Source organism: Thermodesulfobacteriota bacterium (genome assembly GCA_040756475.1).
Lineage (GTDB): Bacteria > Desulfobacterota > Deferrisomatia > Deferrisomatales > JACRMM01 > JBFLZB01.
Genome location: JBFLZB010000022.1, coordinates 1 through 21,808, shown reverse-complemented (window position 1 = coordinate 21,808; position 21,808 = coordinate 1). Strand labels below are relative to the sequence as shown.

At 67.0% G+C, this 21,808-nt stretch carries 22 protein-coding genes; 8 read left to right on the top strand and 14 right to left on the bottom strand.

What is annotated here, in order from left to right:
- Nucleotides 1-28: 28 nt before the first annotated feature.
- Nucleotides 29-652: a lipoyl(octanoyl) transferase LipB gene (gene lipB / locus AB1578_05145; GenBank protein ID MEW6487287.1), complete on the top strand. Its 624-nt coding sequence runs from the start codon at nucleotides 29-31 to the stop codon at nucleotides 650-652.
- Nucleotides 653-662: 10 nt separating this feature from the next.
- Here the strand turns inward: lipB and AB1578_05140 are convergent, their stop codons facing one another.
- On the bottom strand, nucleotides 663-1,172 hold the full coding sequence (locus tag AB1578_05140) for a redoxin domain-containing protein (GenBank protein ID MEW6487286.1): 510 nt from the start codon (nucleotides 1,170-1,172) through the stop codon (nucleotides 663-665).
- Nucleotides 1,173-1,409: 237 nt separating this feature from the next.
- On the opposite strand from AB1578_05140, the gene AB1578_05135 reads away from it, so the two are divergent.
- A complete protein-coding gene (locus tag AB1578_05135) occupies nucleotides 1,410-1,613 on the top strand; it encodes a hypothetical protein (GenBank protein ID MEW6487285.1) in 204 nt (67 codons plus the stop codon).
- Nucleotides 1,614-1,821: 208 nt separating this feature from the next.
- Here the strand turns inward: AB1578_05135 and AB1578_05130 are convergent, their stop codons facing one another.
- The 10 genes from AB1578_05130 to AB1578_05085 all read right to left on the bottom strand — a co-directional run bounded on the left by AB1578_05130 (nucleotide 1,822) and on the right by AB1578_05085 (nucleotide 12,912).
- Entirely contained in the window at nucleotides 1,822-2,676 is an 855-nt protein-coding gene (locus AB1578_05130; GenBank protein MEW6487284.1) for a ChaN family lipoprotein, read from the bottom strand.
- 157 nt (nucleotides 2,677-2,833) lie between these two features.
- Entirely contained in the window at nucleotides 2,834-3,982 is a 1,149-nt protein-coding gene (locus tag AB1578_05125) for an acyl-CoA dehydrogenase family protein (protein ID MEW6487283.1), read from the bottom strand.
- Nucleotides 3,983-4,097: 115 nt separating this feature from the next.
- A complete protein-coding gene (locus AB1578_05120) occupies nucleotides 4,098-4,517 on the bottom strand; it encodes a MerR family transcriptional regulator (protein ID MEW6487282.1) in 420 nt (139 codons plus the stop codon).
- The gene (locus tag AB1578_05115; GenBank protein ID MEW6487281.1) at nucleotides 4,508-5,767 is read right to left on the bottom strand and encodes an AMP-binding protein; all 1,260 of its coding nucleotides are present in this window, start codon (nucleotides 5,765-5,767) and stop codon (nucleotides 4,508-4,510) included. Before AB1578_05115 ends, AB1578_05120 begins: the two co-directional genes overlap by 10 nt.
- Nucleotides 5,768-5,795: 28 nt before the next feature.
- The gene (locus AB1578_05110) at nucleotides 5,796-6,590 is read right to left on the bottom strand and encodes an ABC transporter ATP-binding protein (GenBank protein MEW6487280.1); all 795 of its coding nucleotides are present in this window, start codon (nucleotides 6,588-6,590) and stop codon (nucleotides 5,796-5,798) included.
- 108 nt (nucleotides 6,591-6,698) lie between these two features.
- On the bottom strand, nucleotides 6,699-7,865 hold the full coding sequence (locus AB1578_05105; protein MEW6487279.1) for an ABC transporter substrate-binding protein: 1,167 nt from the start codon (nucleotides 7,863-7,865) through the stop codon (nucleotides 6,699-6,701).
- A 111-nt stretch (nucleotides 7,866-7,976) separates the two neighbouring features.
- The gene (locus AB1578_05100; GenBank protein MEW6487278.1) at nucleotides 7,977-9,029 is read right to left on the bottom strand and encodes a branched-chain amino acid ABC transporter permease; all 1,053 of its coding nucleotides are present in this window, start codon (nucleotides 9,027-9,029) and stop codon (nucleotides 7,977-7,979) included.
- 61 nt (nucleotides 9,030-9,090) lie between these two features.
- Nucleotides 9,091-9,981: a branched-chain amino acid ABC transporter permease gene (locus tag AB1578_05095; protein MEW6487277.1), complete on the bottom strand. Its 891-nt coding sequence runs from the start codon at nucleotides 9,979-9,981 to the stop codon at nucleotides 9,091-9,093.
- Between the two features lie 97 nt (nucleotides 9,982-10,078).
- The gene (locus AB1578_05090; GenBank protein MEW6487276.1) at nucleotides 10,079-11,995 is read right to left on the bottom strand and encodes a long-chain fatty acid--CoA ligase; all 1,917 of its coding nucleotides are present in this window, start codon (nucleotides 11,993-11,995) and stop codon (nucleotides 10,079-10,081) included.
- 119 nt (nucleotides 11,996-12,114) lie between these two features.
- A complete protein-coding gene (locus tag AB1578_05085) occupies nucleotides 12,115-12,912 on the bottom strand; it encodes an ABC transporter ATP-binding protein (protein MEW6487275.1) in 798 nt (265 codons plus the stop codon).
- A gap of 301 nt (nucleotides 12,913-13,213) precedes the next feature.
- On the opposite strand from AB1578_05085, the gene AB1578_05080 reads away from it, so the two are divergent.
- From AB1578_05080 to AB1578_05065, 4 genes are all read left to right on the top strand, one after another.
- The gene (locus AB1578_05080) at nucleotides 13,214-14,131 is read left to right on the top strand and encodes a hydroxymethylglutaryl-CoA lyase (GenBank protein ID MEW6487274.1); all 918 of its coding nucleotides are present in this window, start codon (nucleotides 13,214-13,216) and stop codon (nucleotides 14,129-14,131) included.
- A gap of 48 nt (nucleotides 14,132-14,179) precedes the next feature.
- Nucleotides 14,180-14,962: an enoyl-CoA hydratase-related protein gene (locus AB1578_05075; protein ID MEW6487273.1), complete on the top strand. Its 783-nt coding sequence runs from the start codon at nucleotides 14,180-14,182 to the stop codon at nucleotides 14,960-14,962.
- 219 nt (nucleotides 14,963-15,181) lie between these two features.
- Nucleotides 15,182-16,360 carry a pyruvate carboxyltransferase gene (locus tag AB1578_05070; GenBank protein ID MEW6487272.1) on the top strand — a complete coding sequence of 393 codons (1,179 nt, stop codon included), beginning with the start codon at nucleotides 15,182-15,184 and terminating at the stop codon, nucleotides 16,358-16,360.
- Nucleotides 16,361-16,495 (top strand): hypothetical protein, encoded by a 135-nt coding sequence (locus tag AB1578_05065; protein MEW6487271.1) that lies wholly within the window; start codon nucleotides 16,361-16,363, stop codon nucleotides 16,493-16,495.
- Here AB1578_05065 and AB1578_05060 read toward each other — a convergent pair.
- From AB1578_05060 to AB1578_05050, 3 genes are read right to left on the bottom strand one after another with little or no spacing between them, the layout of a single operon-like run.
- A complete protein-coding gene (locus AB1578_05060; protein ID MEW6487270.1) occupies nucleotides 16,479-16,994 on the bottom strand; it encodes a hypothetical protein in 516 nt (171 codons plus the stop codon). The two genes, AB1578_05065 and AB1578_05060, sit on opposite strands and share 17 nt — an antisense overlap.
- A gap of 56 nt (nucleotides 16,995-17,050) precedes the next feature.
- Complete coding sequence (locus AB1578_05055) at nucleotides 17,051-18,739, bottom strand: tetratricopeptide repeat protein (GenBank protein MEW6487269.1); 1,689 nt, start codon at nucleotides 18,737-18,739, stop codon at nucleotides 17,051-17,053.
- A 42-nt stretch (nucleotides 18,740-18,781) separates the two neighbouring features.
- Nucleotides 18,782-20,200: a class II fumarate hydratase gene (locus AB1578_05050; protein MEW6487268.1), complete on the bottom strand. Its 1,419-nt coding sequence runs from the start codon at nucleotides 20,198-20,200 to the stop codon at nucleotides 18,782-18,784.
- A 324-nt stretch (nucleotides 20,201-20,524) separates the two neighbouring features.
- Between AB1578_05050 and AB1578_05045 the strand changes: the two genes are divergently transcribed.
- Nucleotides 20,525-21,415, top strand: coding sequence for an FAD binding domain-containing protein (locus tag AB1578_05045; protein MEW6487267.1), 891 nt, complete (start codon nucleotides 20,525-20,527; stop codon nucleotides 21,413-21,415).
- On the top strand, nucleotides 21,412-21,808 hold a 397-nt coding region (locus AB1578_05040; protein ID MEW6487266.1), incomplete at its 3' end, for a (2Fe-2S)-binding protein. The genes AB1578_05045 and AB1578_05040, both read left to right, overlap by 4 nt.

Here is a 21,808-nt window from a genome sequence, read left to right as displayed (position 1 = left end):
GCTGCGCGCGCAGTCGGAGCTCCGGGTCGTGCGGCTTCCCGGCCTCACCCCCTATGCCCGGGCCCATGCCCTGCAGCTCGAGCTCGTGGCCGCCCGGCAGGCGGGCAGGGTGCCCGACACCCTCCTGCTCCTGGAGCACGAGGCCGTCATCACCCTGGGGCGCCACGCGGACCCCGCCGGAGTCCTCGCGGGACCCGAGGCCCTGGCCGCCGAGGGGATCGGGCTCCATCGGGTGGAGCGGGGCGGGGAGGCCACCTACCACGGGCCGGGGCAGGTGGTGGGCTACCCGATTGTGGAGCTCAAGGCGAGAAGGCTGGGGGTGCGCCGCTACGTGGCGGCCCTGGAGGAGGCCATGGCGCGGGCCGCAGCGGCCTTTGGGGTGGAGGCGCGCAGCCTCCCGGGAAGGCCCGGGGTCTACACGCGTCGCGGCAAGCTCGGGGCCGTGGGGGTGGCGGTCTCCCGGGGGGTGACCTTCCACGGCTTCGCCTTCAACGCTTGCCCCGAGCTGTCCCACTTCCGCCTCATCGTCCCCTGCGGCCAGACCGACATCCCCCCCACCTCGCTCGCCGAGCACCTGGCCGAGCGCCCGAGTGTCGAAGAAGCCGCCGACGCGGTGCTGCAAGCGTTCCGGGAGGTGTTGGGTGACGGGTAACGGGCAACTCCTACTGCCGCAACAACTCCCGCACCCGGGCCACCACCTCGGGGCTCGTCCAGTCGAAGGGGCCGATGATGGACGAGACGAGCTTGCCGCGCTTATCGATGAGGTGGGTCTCGGGCACGCCGGTGGCCATGTAGAGGTTGTACACCTTCTTGTTCTCGTCGCGCAGCACGGGGAAGTTTACGCCGTAGGACTGCACGAACCGGCGCAGGGCGTCTTCGTCGTTGTCCTCGGACACGGCCAGGATCTCGAGGCCCTCGTCCCGGAGGAGGTCGTAGAGCCGGACCATCGACGGCATCTCGTGGCGGCACGGCGGGCACCAGGTGGCCCACAGGTTCACGAAGACTACCTTTCCTCGCAGCTCCGAGAGCCGATAACGAGAGTCGTCGAGGGCCGAGAGGGCAAAGTCGGGAGCCGGCTCCCCGATGGTCGGTTTCGCGGGACCTTCGCTGCATGAGAGGGCCGCCAGGCACAGGCACAAGGACAGCAGACGCGGGAGCGCGGCGCGGAGCATGGAGGCATCCTTTCGGCCGGGTCGGAGGAGGTTTGCGTGGGCAAGGGTCCCAGGATAGCGCGGGAAGGAGGGGCGGGGCGAGGGCTTCCAGGAACCGCCGGATGCTCTCTGACCAGGGGGCATGGCCTCCCCTGGGGGCGGGTTTTTCAAAAAGGTCGGGGCCGCCCCCATAGGCTGCGCCTCGTCCCCGGCGGACAATTCCGCCTGTTTTTCCGCTCCCCACAGCGGAGGTCTGCCATGCTCGCCAGCGCCGAAGGAACCGTCCACTACTGCCGGGGGGGAGAGCACTGCCGGGAGGTCTACCACCTGTGCCGGTTGGTCGGGAAAGGGAGCTCGCCGGAACGGGTTCGCCGCCTCGTGGGGGAGCCCCGCTACATCTGCCGTTCCTGCGGGCGCACCGCCGAGAGGATCGAAAACCTCTGCAAGCCCGCCTCCCTCTGATCCCCAGCTCCCCGGGCCGGGGAACTCCTCCTCAGCATCCCGCCCCATCATTCCGAGCCAGCGCCCCACGCTGCGGCGAGGCCTGGCTTTCCCCGTGATCGAAGTCGATATCGAAATCGAATCGGCTGGTTTTCGCGAATCCGATACCGATACCGATACCGATACCGAGGGGGGGGCGGCCCTGCGGCTGGATCTGAGGACACGATCCTCACTCGTGCCACCACACGTAGTCTGCGTCCTGAAGCACGATGTCGTAGCGCAGGAAGCTCTTGTCGCTCGAGGGCAGGATGACCCGGTAGGGCAGCAGGGGGGAGAGGCGGCGCAGTTGCTCCGGGATGCCGTGCTTCCATGCGTGGAAGGTTCCCGCGAGCACCACGAGGACGCGCTCCGGGTTCGCCTCGAGGAACCGCAGGGCGTTCTGGGCCATGGCCGTGTCCCACACGACCTGTGCCTCGCAGAACCGGCCAAACGCCTCGCTTTCCTGATCTTTTCTCCCCAGCACCAGGGCGATGAGCTGTTGGTAGCGTTCGTCCACGTCGCACTCGACGACCCCCAGCGTATCCTTGTCCTCTCGGGCCAAGGCGTCGAAGCCCTCCCGGGCCACCTGGGCGACCAGCGCGCGGGGCACGTTGAGGCCGACCAGGGGGATTCGTTCCTGTAGCGCGTAGAAGAAGATGTCGCTGTACAGGGGCCAGAGCCGGCGCGCCCAGTTGTCGGCGTAGACCTCGTAGAGCTGCCGCTGGCCGAGACGTCCCGCGACCCAGCGGTCGAGGTCGGCCTGGGCGTCGGCCCGGAACATCTCCAGGCCCACCGCCACCTTGGCGCCGGCCTGGGCCAGGGCCTGGATGACCGTGAGCTGGGCCGCGTGGTGGGCACGGTTGTCGTGCTCCTCCCCCATGAAGACCACCCGGGCGGTCTTGAGGTCCTCCACCATCTCGTGCAGGGGGATCTCGGCCCGGTTCGAGACGCGAAACACGACTCCCGGGGCCGAGGCTGCGTGGGAAGCCGCGAGGAGGGTTACGGCGAGGGCGGCCACGAAGCGGGGAAGACGTCCCACGGTCACAGGGTTCTCGCGAGTTCGGGTGGCGGCCGGGGCGCGTGCCTTGTGTACCGCGGCACGAGCATCTCCAGCATACCCCCCACCTGCCGGGTGCGCCAGCTCGCAGCAGCTCGCGACGCGAAGGCCACCGGAAGCCGGAAGCGAGAGGGGGCGGGAGGCCTTACTCCCGCAGGTGGCGGGCGATGACCAGGCGCTGGATCTCGCTCGTGCCTTCTCCGATGGTGAGGAGCTTCTGATCCCGGAAGAACCGCTCTACGTCGTAGTCCTGCATGAGGCCATAGCCGCCGTGCACTTGCACGGCTTCGCCCACCACCCGTCCCATCACTTCGGAGCAGTAGAGCTTGGCCATGGCCGCCTGCTTGCCGTAGGGGCGTCCGTTGTCCTTGAGCCAGCACGCCTTGTAGAGGAGGTTTCGGGCGGCCTCGATCTCCATGGCCATGTCGGCCACCTTGAACTGGATGGCCTGGAACTCGAAGAGGGCCTGGCCGAACTGTTTGCGTTCCTGGGCGTACCGGAGGGCGAGCTCGAAGGCTCCCTGGGCACCCCCAAGACCCATGGCCCCGATGGAGAGGCGGCCCCCGTCGAGGGTGGAGAGCATCTGCCGGAACCCATCGCCCTGGCGGCCCAGGATGGCGTCGGCGGGCAGGCGCACGTCGTCGAAATAGAGCTCGGCGGTGTTGGACGAGCGCCACATCATCTTGCCGTGCATGGCCTTGCGGGTGAGGCCGGCCACGTCGGCGGGCACGAGGAAGCAGGAGAGCTCGTTTCGGCCGTCGCTCTTCTTGCCGGTGACCGCCTGCACCACGATGACCCCGGTGGTGTCGGTGGCGGCGTTGGTGATGAAGATCTTGGACCCGCTCAGCACCCACTCGTCCCCGTCTCGCACCGCGCGGGTTCGGGAGGAGCCCGCATCGGACCCCGCGAGGGGCTCGGTGAGGCCGAACCCCGCCAGGAGCTCTCCGGTGCAGAGCTTGGGCAGCCAGCGCTTTTTCTGCTCCTCGCTGCCGAAGTAGTAGATGGGGCCGATGCCAAGCGAGTTTCCGGCTGCAATGGTGGCCGCCTGGGAACCGTCGATCCGGGCGATCTCCTCCACGGCGATGATGTACGAGACGTAGTCGAGCCCGCTTCCCCCGTATTCCGGGGAGACGAAGACGCCAAGCAGCCCCATCTGGGCCATCTTGGCGGTCACCTCGTAGCTGAACTCCTCCCGGGCGTCGAGCTCTCGGGCGACGGGGCGGATTTCCTTCTCGGCGAACTCCCGCACGCTTTGGCGCAGGATGTTCTGCTCGGTGGTGAGATCGAAGTTCAGGGCCATGCTCTCCTCCCCACGGCGGCGGCCTGACAGAGAAGACCGTTGTTTGACGGGATTACAGGATGACCAGGATTCGGTCCACGCTCGACGGGGGAGCTCATGGACTTCAGCCCTACAGTTTTTGGCGGATGTGGTCCCTATAGCTTTCGATATCCTGCTTGAGGATGTTGAGCTGCTCGATGCGCGCGTCCAGGGTCTGCATGTGGCGGTCCAGGAGCTCCAGCAGGCGGGGGAGCACCCGATCGTTGCTCCGGTGCGTCACATAGAGGTTTTCGAGCTCGGCCATGTCCTCCAGGGACAGGCCCAGGACCTTGAGGCGTTTGATGAACCGCAGGCGCCGAATGTCTTCCTCGGTGTAGATGCGCCGTCCCCCCTCCACCCGGCGCACGCTGTTCAGGAGCCCGATGTCCTCGTAGTAGCGGATCGTGCGGGGGGTGAGCCCCACCTGGCGCGACAGGTCGCCGATGGTGAACGGCGGGGGGCTGCGGCCTTCCTGGTCCGCCCGCCCGCGTCCCTGGGCTCTTACTCCCACGTGCGGGCGTCCTCGAGGATCTTTCCGTCCTCGGGCAGTTGAGCGGGGGCCGCCCAGACCACGGTGGCCCCAATGCGCAGCACCTCGCGCAGGCGCTCTTCGAGTCGGGCCTTGAGGGCATCGTCGGGCTGCGCGTCGACCCGCACCGCGAGCACGTCGCGGCTCCCTTCCCGGGTCACCACGGCACGGAAGCGGCGCACCTCGGGAAAGTCCTTGAGGGCTCCCTGGAGCTGCCCGGGGTGGACGAACTGGCCCTTCACCTTCACGAGCTGGTCGGCCCTTCCAAGCCAGCCCCGCAGCTTGGGAGATCGGCGGCCGCAGGCGCACGCGCCGGGGTCGAGGGCCGAGAGGTCCCCGGTGCCGAATCGGATCAGGGGGTACGCGTGGCTGAGCAGGGTCACCACCACTTCCCCAATCTCGCCGGGGGCCAGGGGCCTTCCGTCGGTGGGATCCACGATCTCGACGATGGCCCGGGAGGTCAGGTGCCACCCCCCCAGGTGGAAGCACTCGAAGCCGATGCACCCGACGTCGGCGGTACCGTAGCCCTGCCGGCACAGACAGCCAAAGGTGTCCTCGACGGCCTGGCGCAGGCTGGGAGGCAGCGGCTCGGCGATGCTCCAGGCCACCTCGAGGGAGAAGTCGCGCCGGGGATCGAGGCCTATCTCCCGGGCCTTTTCTGCAATCTGCATCAGGAACGACGCCATCCCGAGATACCCGGCAACAGGGAGCCGGCGCAGGATCTCCACCTGGGTCTCCCGTTCGCCTCCCCCCATGGGCACCACGGCACAGCCGGCTTTGAGCAGGCTGTCGTCGAACATCATCCCGCCGGGGGTCACTTGGTACCCGAAGGTGTTCACGACCAGGTCGCCGGGCCGGAACCCCGCTGCGTAGTATGCCTCCTCGAAGCCCCACCCCTCGCCCCGGGCAATGGGGTCGTAGATGGGGCCCGGCGACTGGAAGACGTGTGCGATCTCCTTGAGCGGAACGGCCAGCAGCCCTCCGAACGGCGGGTCCTTCTTCTGGAGCTCCACCAACTCCATCTTCGAGGTTACCGGCACCCGAGCCAGATCGCCGACGGTGCGGATATCCTGTGGGGCTGCGCCGACGGCGTCGAACTTTGCCCGAACGGCCGGGGCGTTGGCGTAGGCATGAGGCAGGAGCTTGCCCAGCTCCGCTTCCATGCCTGCGAGCTGCTCGTCCCAGCTGCGCGTCTCGCGCTCCGGGTTCAGGAACCCTTGTGTCCGATCCATGCGCATCCCCTCTCCGGGCGCAAGCCCTCTACGAAAGCCACCGCTTGCGGCGCTTGTAGTGTTTGGCGTTCTTGAAGGAACGCTTGTGCCCGCTCTCCCCCACGCCCAGGTAGAACTCCTTCACGTCGGGATTCTGCCGCAGTTTCTCGCAGGGTCCGTCGAGCACGACCTTCCCGTTTTCCATGATGTACCCGTAACTGGCCACCTGGAGGGCCAGGTTTGCGTTCTGCTCCACGAGCAGGATGGTGGTCTTCTCCTCGGCGTTGATCTTCTGGATGATCCCGAAGATCTCCTTCACCAGGAGCGGCGCGAGCCCCAGGCTCGGTTCGTCGAGGAGCATGAGCTTGGGGCGCGCCATGAGGGCGCGGCCGATGGCGAGCATCTGCTGTTCTCCGCCGGAGAGGTAGCCGGCCAGGGACGCCCGGCGCTCCTGGAGGCGCGGGAAGTAGGTGAAGACCAGGTCGATATCCCGCTTCACCCCGGCGCGGTCGTTCCGGGTGTGGGCGCCGCAGCGCAAGTTCTCCACCACGTCCAGGTCCTCGAAAACCCGCCGTCCTTCCATACACTGAAAGATCCCCTTGCGCACGATCTTCTCGGGATCGACGCCGTTGATCTTCTCCCCCATGAACTCGATCGTCCCCTCCGTCACCTCGCCCTCCTCGCTCTTGAGGAGCCCCGAGATGGCCTTGAGGGTGGTGGACTTGCCGGCGCCGTTGGCGCCCAGGATGGTGGTGATTTGACCTTCCTGAGCCTGGAGGGAGAGCCCCTTGAGCACCAGGATGACGTCGTTGTAGACGACCTCGACATTGTTCACGTTGAGCATGGCTTCTCCTCGGGTGGATTTCCCGTCCCGGCGGGTCCCCGTCGTGTCGCGGGGGCCCGCGGGGAAGGGCGGGAGGGCTTGAGGCCCTCCCGCCACCTTCTCAGGTTCTCACAAACCGAGCCACTCGGCCTTGCGCTCGAGGACGACGGTCTCCTGGGTCACGGGCTTGCCGCCCACGTACTTCACGATCACCGCCGACATGGTCGGCCGGTGATCCTCGGGGGTGAACGTGATGGGGGCGGTCAACCCCCCGGTGTCGAAGTCCCGGAGGGTCTCGGAGGCCTCCTTGATCCCTCGGCCGTTGAGCTTTCCCGCTGCGTCGGCGCGCTTGAGGGCCTCGCACATGACCAGCATGGAGGTCCAGCCGCGGATGAAGTGGGTCATCTGGGGCTGGTTCTTGGTGACCTCGAGGATGGGCTTCATGCCGGGGACGTCGGCCCCGTAGGTCACCGCGCCCTGGAGTCCGAAGGTCCCTTCCTCGGCGCCACCCGCGAGCCGCGGCAGGTCTTCGTCGTTGCCCCAGATGTTCACGAGGAAGACCGTCTTGAGGCCGAGCTTGCGGGCGTCTTTGATGGCCACGGCGCAAGAGGGGGTCGTGCCCCCGAGCCACGCGAAGTCGGGCTCGTTCTTCTTGAGGTTGAGCATCTGGGTGGTGGCCTCGATGGCGTTGAGGGCCACGTTCTCTTCGCCCACGAGCTCGAACCCGATCTCTTCAGCGAACTTCTTGATTGCCGGGATCGGCGCCTTGCCGTAGGGGTGGTCGGGGTAGACGAGAGCCAGCTTGGGCTTGCGGCTTTCCTTCCAGTTGTTCTTGAGGTAGGTGAGCCCCGCCCGGGCCTGGGTGGAGTAGTCGGCGGCGATGAAGAAGTTGTACTTGCTCTTGGACGGGTCGGTGAGGTGGGCCGAATACGACGCCGAGTAGTACGGCATCTCGTCCCGGTTCACCTGCGCGACCAGTGCTTCGGTATCACCCGTGCCCCAGCCTTGAATGGCCACGGCCTTGTCCGAGTCCTTGAACTTCTTGTAGGCGTTCAGGGCCTCGGGGATCTTGTAGGCGTAGTCGATCTGCAAGAGTTTGATCTGCTTGCCGTTGATGCCGCCCTGGGCGTTGATGTAGTCGGTGTAGGCCCGGATGCCGTCGGCGTAGGGCTTGCCCACGGAGCCGGTTCCGCCCGTGATGTCGGCCAGGTTCCCGATGACGATCTCCTGGGCGAAGCTGGTGCCGGCCAGGGCCACCGCGGCCACGAGCCCGAGCAGGGTGCGGATGTGCTTCATGGTGTACCTCCTATGATGTGCCGTGCTCTCCCGATACGAAATCGAACCGGATTCCTCCCTCGAGGTGACTTCCCGTTCTCTCGGTGTCTGACCGGCCCTCCTTTCCTGCCCTCAGTAGCTGAAGGGATAGAGCTTCCAGTAGGCCTTGATGAGCCGCCAGCGGTGGGCAATGCCGTCCGGCTCGAAGATCAGGAAAAGGATCACGATGAGGCCGAAAATTCCCTCTCTGAGGCTCTGTATGAAGTACCCCGCCTGGGGAAAGTAGTCGGCCAGGTTTGCCGTGACCCCCGTGAGGACGAAGGGCAGCAGCGTCATGAAGATCGCGCCGAAGATGGCCCCGAGCACGCTTCCCAGCCCCCCGATGATGATCATGGCGAGGTAGTGGATGGACTCGTGGATGGTGAAGTGCTCCGGGGTGATGTACTGGGTGTAGGCTCCCCACAGGCTCCCGGCCACGCCGACGTAGAACGAACTGATGGCAAACGAAAGCAGCCGGTACCGGAAGAGGTGAATCCCCATGATCTCTGCCGAGAGGTAGTGGTCGCGTACCGCCACGAAGGCGCGGCCGTCCTTGGAGCGGAAGAGATTTACCGCGAAGAGGACCCCGATGATCGCCACCGTGAGGATGAGATAGTACATGGACCGGTCGTCGTCGAAGGCGAAGGACCCGATCTCGGGGGAGGGAAACATCACGCCGTTGCTGCCGCCGGTCACCTTGTCCACGTGGAGGAAGAGGTACTCCAGGATGAACTGGGCCGCAAGGGTGGCGATGGCGAGATACAGCCCCTTGAGGCGGAGGCTGGGGCTGCCGAACACCATCCCGATCGCGGCCGTGGTGAGGCCTGCCATGGGCATGGCGAACCAGAAGGGAATGTTCCACTCCCGCATGAAGTACGAACATGCGAACGCGCCGACTCCGAGGAACGCACCCTGGCCCAGGGAGATCTGCCCCGTGAACCCCGTGACGATGTTGATCCCCACCGCGCCGATCACCGCGATGCCGATCTTGTTCATCACGCTGACGTGGTAGTTCGAGCCCAGGTAGGGGAAGACGTACAGGAGAATGACGAAGAGCCCGATGCAGACTTGGATGAAGCGGGTCTGCATCACCTTCATGTCGTCGGCGTAGGTTTGTTTGAAATCCCCGCAGTGATGGACGCTCATGTGTCAGCTCTCAGCTCCTAGCGGTCAGCGGTCAGCCAGGCAAAGCCCTGGAGAATCTGGTCTACACCCGTTCGATCTCTTTGGTGCCGAAGAGCCCGTAGGGCTTCACCATGAGGATGATCACCAGAAAGACGAAGGGCGCGACCTCTTTGATGCCCTGAAGACCGAAGAGGGATTTTAGCACCCCGTCGGACAGGTTCTCCAAGACGCCGATGATGAGACCTCCCAGGGCCGCCCCGAGGATCGAGTCGAGCCCGCCCAGGATGACGGCCGGAAACACCTTGAGCCCGAAGTGCCCCAGGGAGATGTTGATGCCGTTGATGTTGCCGATCAGGATGCCGCCGATGGAGGAGACCACCACCGCGATGCACCAGGCGAGGGCGAAGATGTTCTTCACGCTGATCCCCATGGACAGGGCCACCTGGTTCGAGAAGGCCGTTGCCCGCATGGCGACGCCGGCCTTCGAGTACTTGAAGAAGAGCCCGAAGAGCGCCAGGAGGAGCAGGGAGAGCCCCATGCTCCACAGGTACACCTGGCTGATGGGGATGCCCGCGATGTTTACGGGCGCGTCCGGGAAGAGCGGCGGGTCGTAGATCTGGATCTGGGTGCCCCAGATCGTGGTGACGACGCTCTTCAAGACCGAGGAAAGCCCGATCGTGACCATGATGATCGAGATGATCGGCTCGCCGATCATGGGCCGCAGGATCAGCCGCTCCACCAACAGGCCCAAAACGACGGAGAAGACCAGGGTCAGCAGGAACGCCCACAGCCACGGGATGCGGTACTGCACCACCATGGAGAAGCAGAAGTACGCCCCGAGCATCAGGAACTCGCCCTGGGCGAAGTTCACGACGCTCGTGGACTTGTAGATGATGGCGAACCCCAGGGCCACCAGGGCGTAGATCGACCCCAGCACGAGCCCGCTCACGATCAACTGGACGTAGAACTCCATGGTTGCCTCCGTGAAGCGTGAGACGTGAAACGTGAAGCGTTAGACGTGAAGCGTGAAACGAGAGGTCTCTAGGTGGTACTTTTCACGTCTCACTGCACTAGAGTGTCCGCACCGGCAGCGTCGTCTTGAGCTGCGAGGTCTTGCCGTCCTGGTACTTGATCAGGGTGTCGATGTGGATCTGCTCCTGGCCGGCGTAGATGCCCTCGATGATGTCCTTGTACTTCTCGTCGATGAAGCCTCGACGGACCTTCCGAGTACGCGTGAGCTCGTCGTCGTCGGCGTCGAGCTCCTTGTAGAGCAGGATGAACTTCTTGACCTTCTGCGACTCCACCAGCGTTGCGTTGACCTTGCGTACCTCCTTTTCCAGGAAGTCGTAGACTTCGGGTTTCGCGGCCAGGTCTGTGTAGGTGGTGTAGTTGATCCGGCGGTCTTCGGCCCACTTTCCGACGATGCCGAAGTCGATGCAGATCATGGAGATCACGAAGTCTCTCTGGTGTCCGATACAGACCGCTTCCTTGATGTAGGGGCTGAACTTTAGTTTGTTCTCGATGAACTGGGGGCTGAAGCGCTCCCCGCTCGTCATCGTCATGATGTCCTTCATCCGGTCGATGATGATGAGGTGGCCGTCCGGGGTGAAGTACCCAGCGTCGCCCGAATGAAGCCAGCCGTTGAGGATCGTCTCGCGGGTGGCCTCCTCGTTCTTGTAGTAACCGAGAAAGAGGGCGGGACTGCGGGAGACCACTTCTCCCACCCCCTGGGGATCTGGGTTGTCGATGCGCACCTCGGTCTCGGGGATGGGTTTCCCCACGGAGTCGAAGTTGATGTCCCCGTCCCGATGAATGCACGAAATGCCCGAGATCTCCGTCTGGCCGTAGATCTGCTTCAGGTTCACCCCGAGGGCGTGGAAGAACCGGAAGGTGTCGGGCCCCAGGGCGGCGCCCCCGGTGGAGGCCGAGCGCACGAAGGTAAAACCCAGCCGGTCCTTGAGGGCTCGGAAGACCAGGAGGTAGCCCAGGGCGTAGCGAAGCTTCTGGGCGAGGGAGGGCTGCTTCTTCTGGAATTTGAGATCCGCCCACTCGTAGCCGACGGGCAGGAACCGGTTGTAGAGGAACTGCTTGAGCCACGAGGCGTCCATGATCTTGACCTGCACCGTGGCGGCCAGGTTCTCCCACACCCGTGGCGGACTGAAGAGCACGTGGGGACCAATTTCCCGAATGTTGTCCGTGGCGGTCTCGGGAGATTCGGGGAAATTCACCGTGAAGCCGAAGAGGAGCGCGCTCGCCACCCCCATCATCTGTTCCCCGATCCAGGGCAGGGGCAGAAAGCTCACGAACTCGTCGGTCTCGCGCTTGGGGTCGACCTCTCCCAGGTTCGCCGCCATGGAGATCATGTTGCGGTGGGAGAGCACGGCGAGCTTGGGGTTGCCCGTGGTTCCCGACGTGGTGCAGATCTGGGCCGGCTCGTCGGTCCGGGTTGCGTCCACGAGTTGGTCGAAGAGGGCCGGGTGATCCTTCTCGTACTGGCGGCCCTTCTCCTCGACTTCCGGGAAGAAGATCAGCCGGTCGTCGTCGTACTTGCTCATTCCCCGGCTGTCGGTGTAGACGACATGGCGCACGGTGGTGAGCTCGTCGCCCATGTCGAGGACCTTGTCCACCTGTTCCTGGTCCTCGGCCACGATGAACTTCGAGGCCGCGTGGTTGATGATGTAGGAGACCTCCTTCAGGATGGAATCCTGGTAGATCCCGATCCCCACGGCCCCCGCGCACTGGGCCGCGAGCTCGGCGTAGACCCACTCGGGGCGGTTGTCGCCGATGATGGAGATGGTGTCGCCCTTCTCGAGCCCCATCGAGACGAGCCCGAGGCAGAAGTACTTGACGTGCTCGTAGTACTCCTTCCAGGTGAAGGGCTGCCAGATCCCGAACTCCTTCTCCCGCAGGGCCACCTTGCCGTCCCCATACTTCATGGCGTTGTGGCGCAGGAGCTTGGGAAGCGTGTCGTGGGGAAGATGAACCATTGTGGTCTCCTGAGTGGAATCTGCTTGTTGCTCGTTGCCCGTTGCTCGTTGGAAACCTGGGTTCGGAGGCTCGGCTGCGACCAACGTGCAACGTGCAACGCGCAACGTGCAACGTGCAACTACCGCCCCAAGAACACCGACTCCTCGTCTCCCAGGTAGGCCCGAATGACGGCGGGGTTCTTCTGGACCTCCTCGGGCGTGCCCTCGCCGATCTTCTGGCCGAAGTCGAGCACCACGACCCGATCGGAGATGTCCATCACGACGCCCATGTCGTGCTCGACGAGCACCACCGTGACCCCCCACTCGTTGTTGATGTCGAGAACGTAGCGCACCATGTCCTCGGTCTCTTCCAGGTTCATCCCCGCCATGGGCTCGTCCAGGAGCACGAGCTTGGGGTCCAGGGACAGGGCGCGCGCGAGCTCAACCCGTTTCTGGAGGCCGTAGGCCAGGGTGCCCACCACCTTCTTGCGGATGTGCTCGATCTCAAGGAAGTCGATGATGTCCTCGACGAACTTGCGGTGCTCGATCTCCTCCCTCTGGCAGGGGCCCAGGTAGATACCCCCCTTGAGGAAGCCGCTCTTGAGGTGGATATGGCGGCCGATGAGCATGTTGTCGAGCACGGTCATCCCCTTGAAGAGGGCGATGTTCTGGAACGTGCGCGAAATGCCGAGCTGAGACCGCAAGGCCGGGGGTCGTCCGGTGATCTCGGTGTTTTCGAAGGCAATACGCCCCCGCTGGGGAGTGTAGCGCCCGCTGATGCAGTTGAGCATGCTCGTCTTGCCGGCCCCGTTGGGGCCGATGATCGAGAAGATCTCTCCCTGCTTTACCTGGAAGCCGACGTCCATGAGGGCGTTGACGCCGCCGAAGCTCAGGTGGATGCCGTCCACCTGGAGCTGGGCCGGGGTGTCCATGGGCATGCTCCTTATCTATCACCCGGTAGGTATGCGACGGGGGCGAGGTATAACACCGTTCGACTTTTTCCGTCAAACCCTTTTTCCAGTTTACGTGAGGTGCGAATATCCTGCCGCGGGAGGGCACCGGAGGCCGCGCCATCCTCCCCGGGCAGGAACGTCACGGCCTCCTGCGGCAGTTCTCCCCGCCTCTTCTCGTGTGGGCCCGCGACCGCCAACCGTCCGGTTGGCGTTGACGGGCGGGGTTGCTTTCCGGTATACAGCGTCCCTACCGCTGTTTGTTTCCACGGAGGGCGAGTCCCCGGGCATGTTTGCCAGTTTACGTAAGGTGCTTCAGTCTCTCCCCTCCCGGGCCGCGGTGGTGGAGGTCTCTGCCCGGGACGGCCTCCAGGCGGTGTCCCAGGCCCTCTCTCCGGCCCGGAGGGCGGCGTGGATTCGCCGGCTCCTGGACGCGGGGGTGCCGGAGGCCGAAGCGGGCAGCTTCGTCCACCCGGGGCGGGTGCCGCAGATGGCGGGCGCGGCCCAGGTCCTCAAAATCCTGCAGCCCTATGCCGAGCGCCTCTGGGTGCTGGTTCCCAACCGGCGCGGGCTTGAAGAGGCGCTGGCGGCCGGCGCCCGCAACCTGGTGTGCATGGTCTCGGCCACCGAGACCCACAGCCGCGCCAACCTGGGGCGAACGGTCTCCCAGGTGCTGGCGGACCTCGGGGCGCTGGCCCGCGACGCGCACGCCGCGGGGGCGAGGACCCGGATCGCGGTTTCCATGGCCTGGATCGACCCCGACGAGGGGGCGGTCGCGCCGGAGCGGGTTGTGTGGCTGGTTCGGGAGTTGGGCGACGCCGGCTTCCGGGAGCTGACCCTGTGCGACACGTACGGCGGAGCGTCGCCCCGGGCGGTGGCCGGGCTCGTGGAGGCCGTTGCCCCGGACTTCCCGCCCACGCAGGTGGGATTGCACCTGCACGACACCTTCGGGGTGGCCGCCGCCAACACCCTGGCAGGGCTGGCTGCAGGGGTACGCCGGTTCGACGGCTCCATCGGGGGGCTCGGGGGCTGCCCCTTCGCCCCGGGGGCGCGGGGCAACGCCGACATGGGCCATCTCGCATACTTGCTCCACAGCCTTGGAGTGGAGACGGGAATCGATCGGCCCGCCCTCGCGCGGGCCGCCACAGAGTGCCTCGCGGAGCTGGGGACGGCCGGCGCCGCACCCTGTCCCCCGCCGGCGTGCTGAACTGCCTCGCGGCGCTTTCGGGGCTTTCGACGAAGGAAGGAGGATTTCATGTCCGAATCCACGGTCCGGGTGGCCCGGGAGGGCGGTGTCTGCACCATCACCCTCAACCGCCCCGAGGTGATGAACTCGGTCAACGTGGCCATGCTGCGCGATCTGCGGGCTGCCCTGGAAGAGGTGCAGTTCGATGCCGATGCGCGCTGTGTCATCGTGACCGGGGCCGGCGAGAAGGCCTTCTGCGCGGGGGCCGACCTCAAGGAGCGAGCCGGCATGGCCGAGGTTGAGGTGCGCCGCTACATCGAGACCATCCGCAACACCTTCACCCTGGTGGAGAACCTTCCGGTTCCGGTCATCGCGGCGGTCAACGGCATCGCCCTCGGGGGAGGCACCGAGCTCGCCCTGGCGTCGGACCTGCGCATCGTGTCCGAGACGGCCACCCTGGGCCTCACGGAGACCAGCCTGGCCATCATTCCGGGCGCAGGGGGCACCCAGCGGCTGCCCCGCATCGTGGGAAAGGCCAAGGCCAAGGAGCTCATCTTCACCGCCCGCCGTATCGACGCCCGGGAGGCCCTGGCCATCGGGCTTGCCAACAAGGTGGTCTCGCCAACCTCCCTGATGGACGAGGCGCGGGCCATGGCGGACGCCATCACGAAGAACGGGCCCGTTGCCGTGCGGGTGGCCAAGCGCGCCGTGGACCGGGGGATGGAGATGGACCTTGCGAGTGCGCTGGTCTTCGAGAGCACCTGCTACGAGATCACGATCCCGACCGAGGACCGCCGCGAGGGCCTGGCCGCGTTCCGGGAGAAGCGCAAGCCGGCCTACAAGGGGCGCTAGTACCGCGATGCATACGTTCGTGTGCTTTGCCGTCGCCCCGGCGGAAGCCGGGGTCCAGAACCCCGGGGCCTGGCTTGCGCCGGAATGACGACCAGGGATGCGACTCGCATCCACGCGAACTGATGCATCGAGGCACTAGGCACTTCTCAAGAAGATCGTTCCTCGGTTGTTGATGAATGCAACTGGGATTAACTTGACCTAACCAGAAAGGAGAATGAGATGCCAGTTCTTTATATTGACAAGAAACAGTTTGCTGGAAAAAAAGTGGAACTCAGCGATATCAGCATCAGAGATGGCCTGCAGTCTCTGGAAACAATCGTGGACACCGACACCAAGGTCAAGTACCTGGAGGGCTTGATCCTGGCAGGGTTCAAGCGCTTGGAAGTCACGAACTACGGCCACCCGAAGTTCGTGCCGTTCTTCCCGGATGCCACGGAAGTACTGAAACGCCTGCTGAACAGCGAGACCAAGGCGCCGGACGGCAGGACGATCGGCCAGATGATGAAACGCAACGGCGGCGATGTGGAACTGACCGCCGTCACCATCCATGAGACAGGTGCCGAGCGCGCGTTCAAGGATTTCGACCGGGGACTCGGCCCGGACCGCATACTGCAGATGACATCCACCTGCCCGGAACACCAGAAGGCAAACTCGGGCAAGACCCATGACCAGTACTTTGCCATGACCGAGCAGACCATCAAGGCCGCCCACAGCCGGGGAATCGTGGTAAACGGTACCGTCAGCACCATCTGGGGCAGCCCCTTTGAGAAGTTCAACAAGCAATACACCATGTCGGAGAAGCTCGACATCGCCATTTCCTTTGTGAAGCGCTACCTGGATTGCGGGGCCGACGATATCGAGCTCGCCGACCATGACGGCTCGGTTACCGACTATCACAAGGCCTACGAGTTCTTCAGCCGCGTGCTCGACCCCAAAGAGATGGGTACCGGTCCGGACGGTCGCGACTATTCCGATCCGAAGCTCTACATCGCGCACTTCCACACCAAGAACATGGCCTCGGCCCTCAGAAACGCCGCAGCCGCTCTCAAAGCCGGAATCATCCGCTTCGAATCCTGCATGTCGGGCATCGGCGGGCAACCGGCCAACATGGTTGACGGGGTTGCCATCCCGGGACGTGAGGGCGACTACTACAGTGACCACTTCAACCATGGCCTGATTTCCACGGAAGACCTTGTGACGATGCTCCATGAGATTGGGGTTGACACCGGAATAGATCAGGAAAGACTGCTGGCCTTGGGGCGTGATTTCAGAGCCGAGGTGCTGGATGCGTTCGCCGCGCGACAGGCCAAACTCGGGCGCCCGTCCATGCCGTGCCGCTCATTGATGTTGTTGAACGGGCATCTACCGAAGAGCGTTACCGAGCTATACAGCGCGTAGATGCTGGCGGCGGGACGGTGCGCGGAGGAGGCGCTGGGCCGGCAGCTGCGGCGCAACTTCCTCCAGGCGGGGCCGGTGCCCCACCAGGGAATCCAGTACGACAAGCTGGCAGGAATCCTCAATTCCTCGAAGTGAGCCCGCGGGGGCCCCGGTCGAGGTTCACGGCCGGGGCCCCCCCTTCGCCTCCCACCCACGGAAGCACCACCAGGAACTCCAGGCGCACGCAGGGCCGCCCGGCCCAGGGCTCTTCGGGCGCCGCCCAGGGTCGCAGTGCGATGTGGACCCCCGGAGCCACCCGCTCGAACACGTCCACTCCTTCCCGCAGGAACGGAAAGCCCCTCGGGGGCCGCCCAGAGAGGACCTCGCCGCAGAAGGCGTAGGCTCCCGCGTACAGGTGCAGGCCCTCCTCCAGCGGTGCCACGAGGTGCACGGCGAGCTCCTTTCGAGGGTCCGCGCCCACTGCCGTGAGGATCGCGCGAAAGGGCTCTGGGTAGTGGCGCGGCCGGGCACTTTCGAAGTTGGCGCAGGCGGGGCACCCGCAGTTCTCCGCTGCCCCGGTGCGCAGCAGGGCGTAGGCGGCTCGGGTCGCTGCCGGGTCGATCTCCACGGTCCAGGCGAGAACCGAGCGTCGCATGGCGCACCGGGGGAAGGGCGGTGGTGGCCGAGCCTCTGCCGCCGCCGACGGGGTTTCTACTCGGAGTGTTCCAGGCGAAAGTCTCCCTTGCCCCGCTCGGGCAGGCGGACCAAGGTCCGGAAGTCGAGCCGCTCCACCGAGTTCTCCCGGGCGGCCCGTCCGAGGAGGACCCGAGCCGCCGCCGCGTCGGCAGCGGGATCGGGGAGCTCGCTTTCCGCAATCACCAGGGCCGAAGGGGTGGGTGCCAGCACCCGCACGTTGCGCCCGCGGGCCGAGATCCCGTCCACCCCCTCGAGCGCCCCCAGGAGGAGCTCGGGGCTGCGGCCCAGGGCGGAAACCCCCTCGCCCTCCAGGACGAGATAAGATTGGCCCGCGGCTTCTCCCCGGTAGAAGGAGAGCTGCCAGGGGTGCCGCTCGGCGTCCTGCCGAACGCGTGCGGCGAGCTCGGCGGCGCCTACACCCCAACTGCGGGCGAGCGCCGGGGTCACGTACTGGTGGTGCAGGGGGCAGAGCGCCGCCCCGACGACGGCGAAGCCGAGGCCCTTCTCCAGCACCAGGGCCTCTCCCGGGTCTGCCAGGAGGACGGCGCGCACGAAGACCTGGCGCCCGCAGAAGCACCGGTAGGGCCGGGGTGGCTTGGCGAGCTCCGCCTGGAGGTCGGCCCAGAACTCCGCCCAGTCGCTGCCCGGATCGCGAAAGGCGCCCGCCCAGCCCGCGGCATCCAGGTGAAACGTCCGTCCCGTCTTCGGGTGCCGCAGGAGGACGGCGTCGTCCCTCGGCTCCACCGAGAGGTCGCGTCGGTTCTCCTGGAGCCAACGCAGGAGGTCCCGCCGATGCGCCAGGCGCTCTTGCGCCCAGCCCGCGACGGCACGAGCCGCCCCCCGGATGCCGAGCCCCTCGGCTGCCGCCCGATACGCCCATTCACCGACGGAGAGGGCCACCGATCCGGAGCCGTCCGTGAGGAGCAGGGGCTGCCCGCTGCCGCCCGCGGCCAAGACGGACCGCCCGGCGGCTTCCGCCGCGACCTGGCGCTCCATTGCCCCGCCGGGGATCTTCACCCAGAGCACCTTGGCCTCCCGCTCCAGGCGCTCGGCGAGACGCGGCATCCACTCCCGGGCGGTGACCTGGGGAACCCAGGGGAGGTCCTTCCTCCAGGGGTAGGCCCGCACCCAATGGGCGCCCCGGGGGGGCGAGCCCTCGGGCCGCAGCGCGATCGCCTCTCCCGAGGCAAGGCTTCCCTCATCCCTCTTTCCCAAGGCGTCCGCCAGATCCTTGCGAAAGCGAGTCGCCTCGGCCAGGGCCCCAAGCGCGGCGTCCTCGGGCAGGGCTCGGCGGGCTCGTTCCAGGATGTCCAAGGCCTCGTCGTAGCCCTCTCGGCCGGTGGCGTCCCAGGCCCAATCCCAGTAAGCGTTCAGGAGGAGCTCGTCGCGCGCCTGGGCCCCTCGGCCCCGAGACGTCTCCAGGAACGCCACGGCCTCTTCGAAGCGCCCCAGCTCCAGGAGGCAGTCGGCGCGGAGCCAGGCGGCCTCGGCGGCGAGCGCGGACTCGTCCCGAATCTCCCCCAAGTAGACCAGCGCTTCGCGGCAGCGCCCTGACCCGTGGGCATCCCAGGCCAGGCGCAGGCTGCCCCGCTCCACCGCCTCGGTCCGGGGGGCCGGCGCGGCGGGCGCCGGCCATCCCAGGGCGAGGGCGGCCAGGACGAGGGTGGCCGGGGCGAGCGGGGAGCCATTGCGGCAAGTCGGCATCGGGCCCACGGGGGTCGGAGTTTCAGCCGGCGAAGGCCTCCATTACACGGCGGCCCCGGAAGGGAAGTCAAACCTCGGTCGGGACCCCACCATGTTGCGGGGATCGAGGAGGCGGCCGAGGACCTCCTCCGAGACCGCGCCCAGCTCGCGGGCAGCCTGGAGCAGGGGGATTCTGCGCCGCCGGGCTTCCTGGACGAGGCGGGCGGTGGCGTCGTAGCCGATGTGCTCCGCCAGGGGGGTGGCCAGCGCCAGGCTTCCCTCCAGGAGCTCCCGGCATCGGTCCGGGTCCGCAGCCAGCCCCCGGACGCACTTGTCCGCCAGGAGCCGGGAGGCCCCCGCCAGGAGCGCGGCCGACTCCAGCAGGTTTCGTCCGATGAGCGGCATCATGAGGTTGAGCTCGAAGGCGCCGCCCAGACCGCCCTGGGCCACCGCCAGGTCGTTTCCGAGCACCTGGGCCGCCGCCTGGAGCACCGCCTCGGGCACCACCGGGTTGACCTTTCCCGGCATGATCGAGGAGCCGGGCTGGAGCTCGGGCAGGCGGATCTCCGCGAGCCCCCCGTGGGGCCCCGAGGCGAGCCACCGCAGGTCGTTGGCGATCTTGGACAGGGAGATCGCGAGCCCCCGGAGCGCCCCGCTCACCGCCACGCAGGCGTCCCTGGCTCCCTGGGCCTCGAAGGCGTTTGCGGCGCGGACGAAGGGGATGCCTGTCTCTCGGGCCAGCCCGGCGATGACCCGGGGCGCGAACTCCGGGTGGGCGTTCATGCCGGTTCCCACCGCGGTTCCCCCCAGCGGCAGTTCCCGAAGCCCTGCGGCGGCCGCCTCCAGCCGCTCCCTGCCCAGCTCCACCTGCCGGGCGTAGGCACCGAGCTCCTGTCCCAGGGTCACCGGCAGGGCGTCCATCCAGTGGGTGCGCCCGAGCTTCACCACCCCGTCAAAGGCCTGGGCCCTTTCGCGAAGGGCCTCCTCCAGGGCCTGGGCGGCGGGGAGCACGTCCTCGCGGACGACCCGGGCGGCCGCCACGTGAATCGCGGTGGGGAAGGCGTCGTTGGAGGACTGGCAGCGATTGACGTGATCGTTGGGATGTACCGGGTCCTTGCGGCCCCGCTCGCCCCCCAGGAGCTCTGCGGCCCGGTTGGCCAGGACCTCGTTGACGTTCATGTTGGTGGACGTGCCCGACCCCGTCTGGAAGGGGGAGAGGGGGAAGGGGGCGTCGTCTCCCGACGCCAGGAGCTCTTCCGCCGCCCTCTGCACGGCGTCGGCAACCGGGGGGGGCACGAGCCCCAACTCCCCATTGGCGCGGGCCGCTTCCTTCTTGACCAGGAGCAGGGCGGCGAGAAGGGGCCACGGGAGCCGTCCGGCCGGGATGCCGTTTGCGAGGGCCCGCTGGGTCTGGGCGCCCCAGAGGGCCGCCGCGGGCACGCGCACCTCGCCCATGGTGTCCTTCTCGATCCGGTGGGTCACCGCAGTCGTCCTCCCTTTTGCGTGTTTGCCCCCTCGAACGGTCTCGGTGGGCGGCGCCCACCCTACCGCCGATCTTCCCCGCCAGGAGGGGCGGGGTGGGCACCGCCCGCCGACGCCGGGTCTGCGCGAAGGGCACATGTTACCCGGGCGCCGGGCCAGCGCAACCGCGGGACGGGATTTCACCGCGGATGCGGGGGGGACCCGGTGACCTCTCACCGGGCCGCCGACCCTGGAGTGCTGCCGACCGCGCGGTTGGCGAGCTTGGCACGGGGCCCGTTATTTGCTATACCTCGGCGCGACGCCGATCCCCAGCAGGAGGAAGCCATGCACCTGGAACCCTTCGACTACCAACGCCCCGGGAGCCTGCGGGAGCTCGAGGGGCTGCTTACCCGCCACGCGGGGCAGTGCCACCTTTTGGCGGGGGGCACGGACCTTCTGGTGCTGGTGAAGGAAAAGCTCCTCTCGCCGCGGCTGGTGCTCGACGTGGGGGATCTCGCGGAGCTCCAGGGGATCTTCCGGGCCCCCGACGGGGGGCTGACGATCCTCGGGGGCACCAAGGTCTCGGAGATCGAGGCGAGCGCGCTGGTGCGCGAATGCGCCCCGGCGCTGGCCTATGCGGCGGCCCAGCTGGGCTCCTCCCAGGTGCGCCACATGGCCACCATGGCGGGCAACTGCTGCCACGGCTCGCCCTCGGCGGAGACGCCCCCGGTGCTCCTGGCCCACGGGGCCGAGGTGACGCTCTCGCGGGAAGGGGGCGAGCGGCGGCTGCCCATCGAGACGTTCTGGCTCGCCTACCGAAAGACGGCGCTTGCGTCCGGGGAGTACCTCAAGAGCTTCCACCTGCCGGCGCTCACCGCGCGGGCCGCGGTGGCCTACCGGTTCCAGGGGCTGCGGCGGGCCATGGAGATCGACATGGTCAACGTCGGCTGCTACCTGGAGCTCGACGCCAAGAAGCAAAAGGCGGCCGCCGTGCGCATCGCGCTCGGGGCCGTGGGTCCCATCCCCTACCGGGCCGTGCAGGCCGAGGCGGCGCTTGCCGGAGCCAAGATCGGCCCGGAGTTTTTCGAAGAAGCCGGGCGGCTCGCCGCCGAGGAAGCCAAACCCATCGACGACGTGCGGGCGAGCGCGAGCTACCGCCGGCGCCTGGTGGCGGTGCTCGTCTCCCGGGCGTTTGCCGCCTGCGCCGAAGAGCTCTCGGGGAGGAAGACGCGATGAAGACGCTCGTCACCCTAAACATCAACGGGGAGGACTTCGAGGTCCCCGTGGCGCCCACCGACTTTCTGGTGGACGTGATCCGCGACCGGGTGGGGCTCACGGGCACCAAGAAGGGGTGCGGCATCGGCGACTGCGGGGCGTGCACCGTGCTCGTGCAGGGGCGCCCCGTGCTCTCGTGCCTGACGCTCGCGCTCTCGTGCGTGGGAAAGCCCGTCACCACCATCGAGGGCCTGGCCGAGACCTGCGGGGGCGAGGTGGGCGACTCCCTCCACCCCGTGCAGCGGGCCTTCGTGGAGGGGGGCGCGATCCAGTGCGGGTACTGCACCCCGGGGATGATCCTCTCCACCGTGGCGCTGCTCGAACGCATCCCCAACCCCACGGCCGACGAGATCA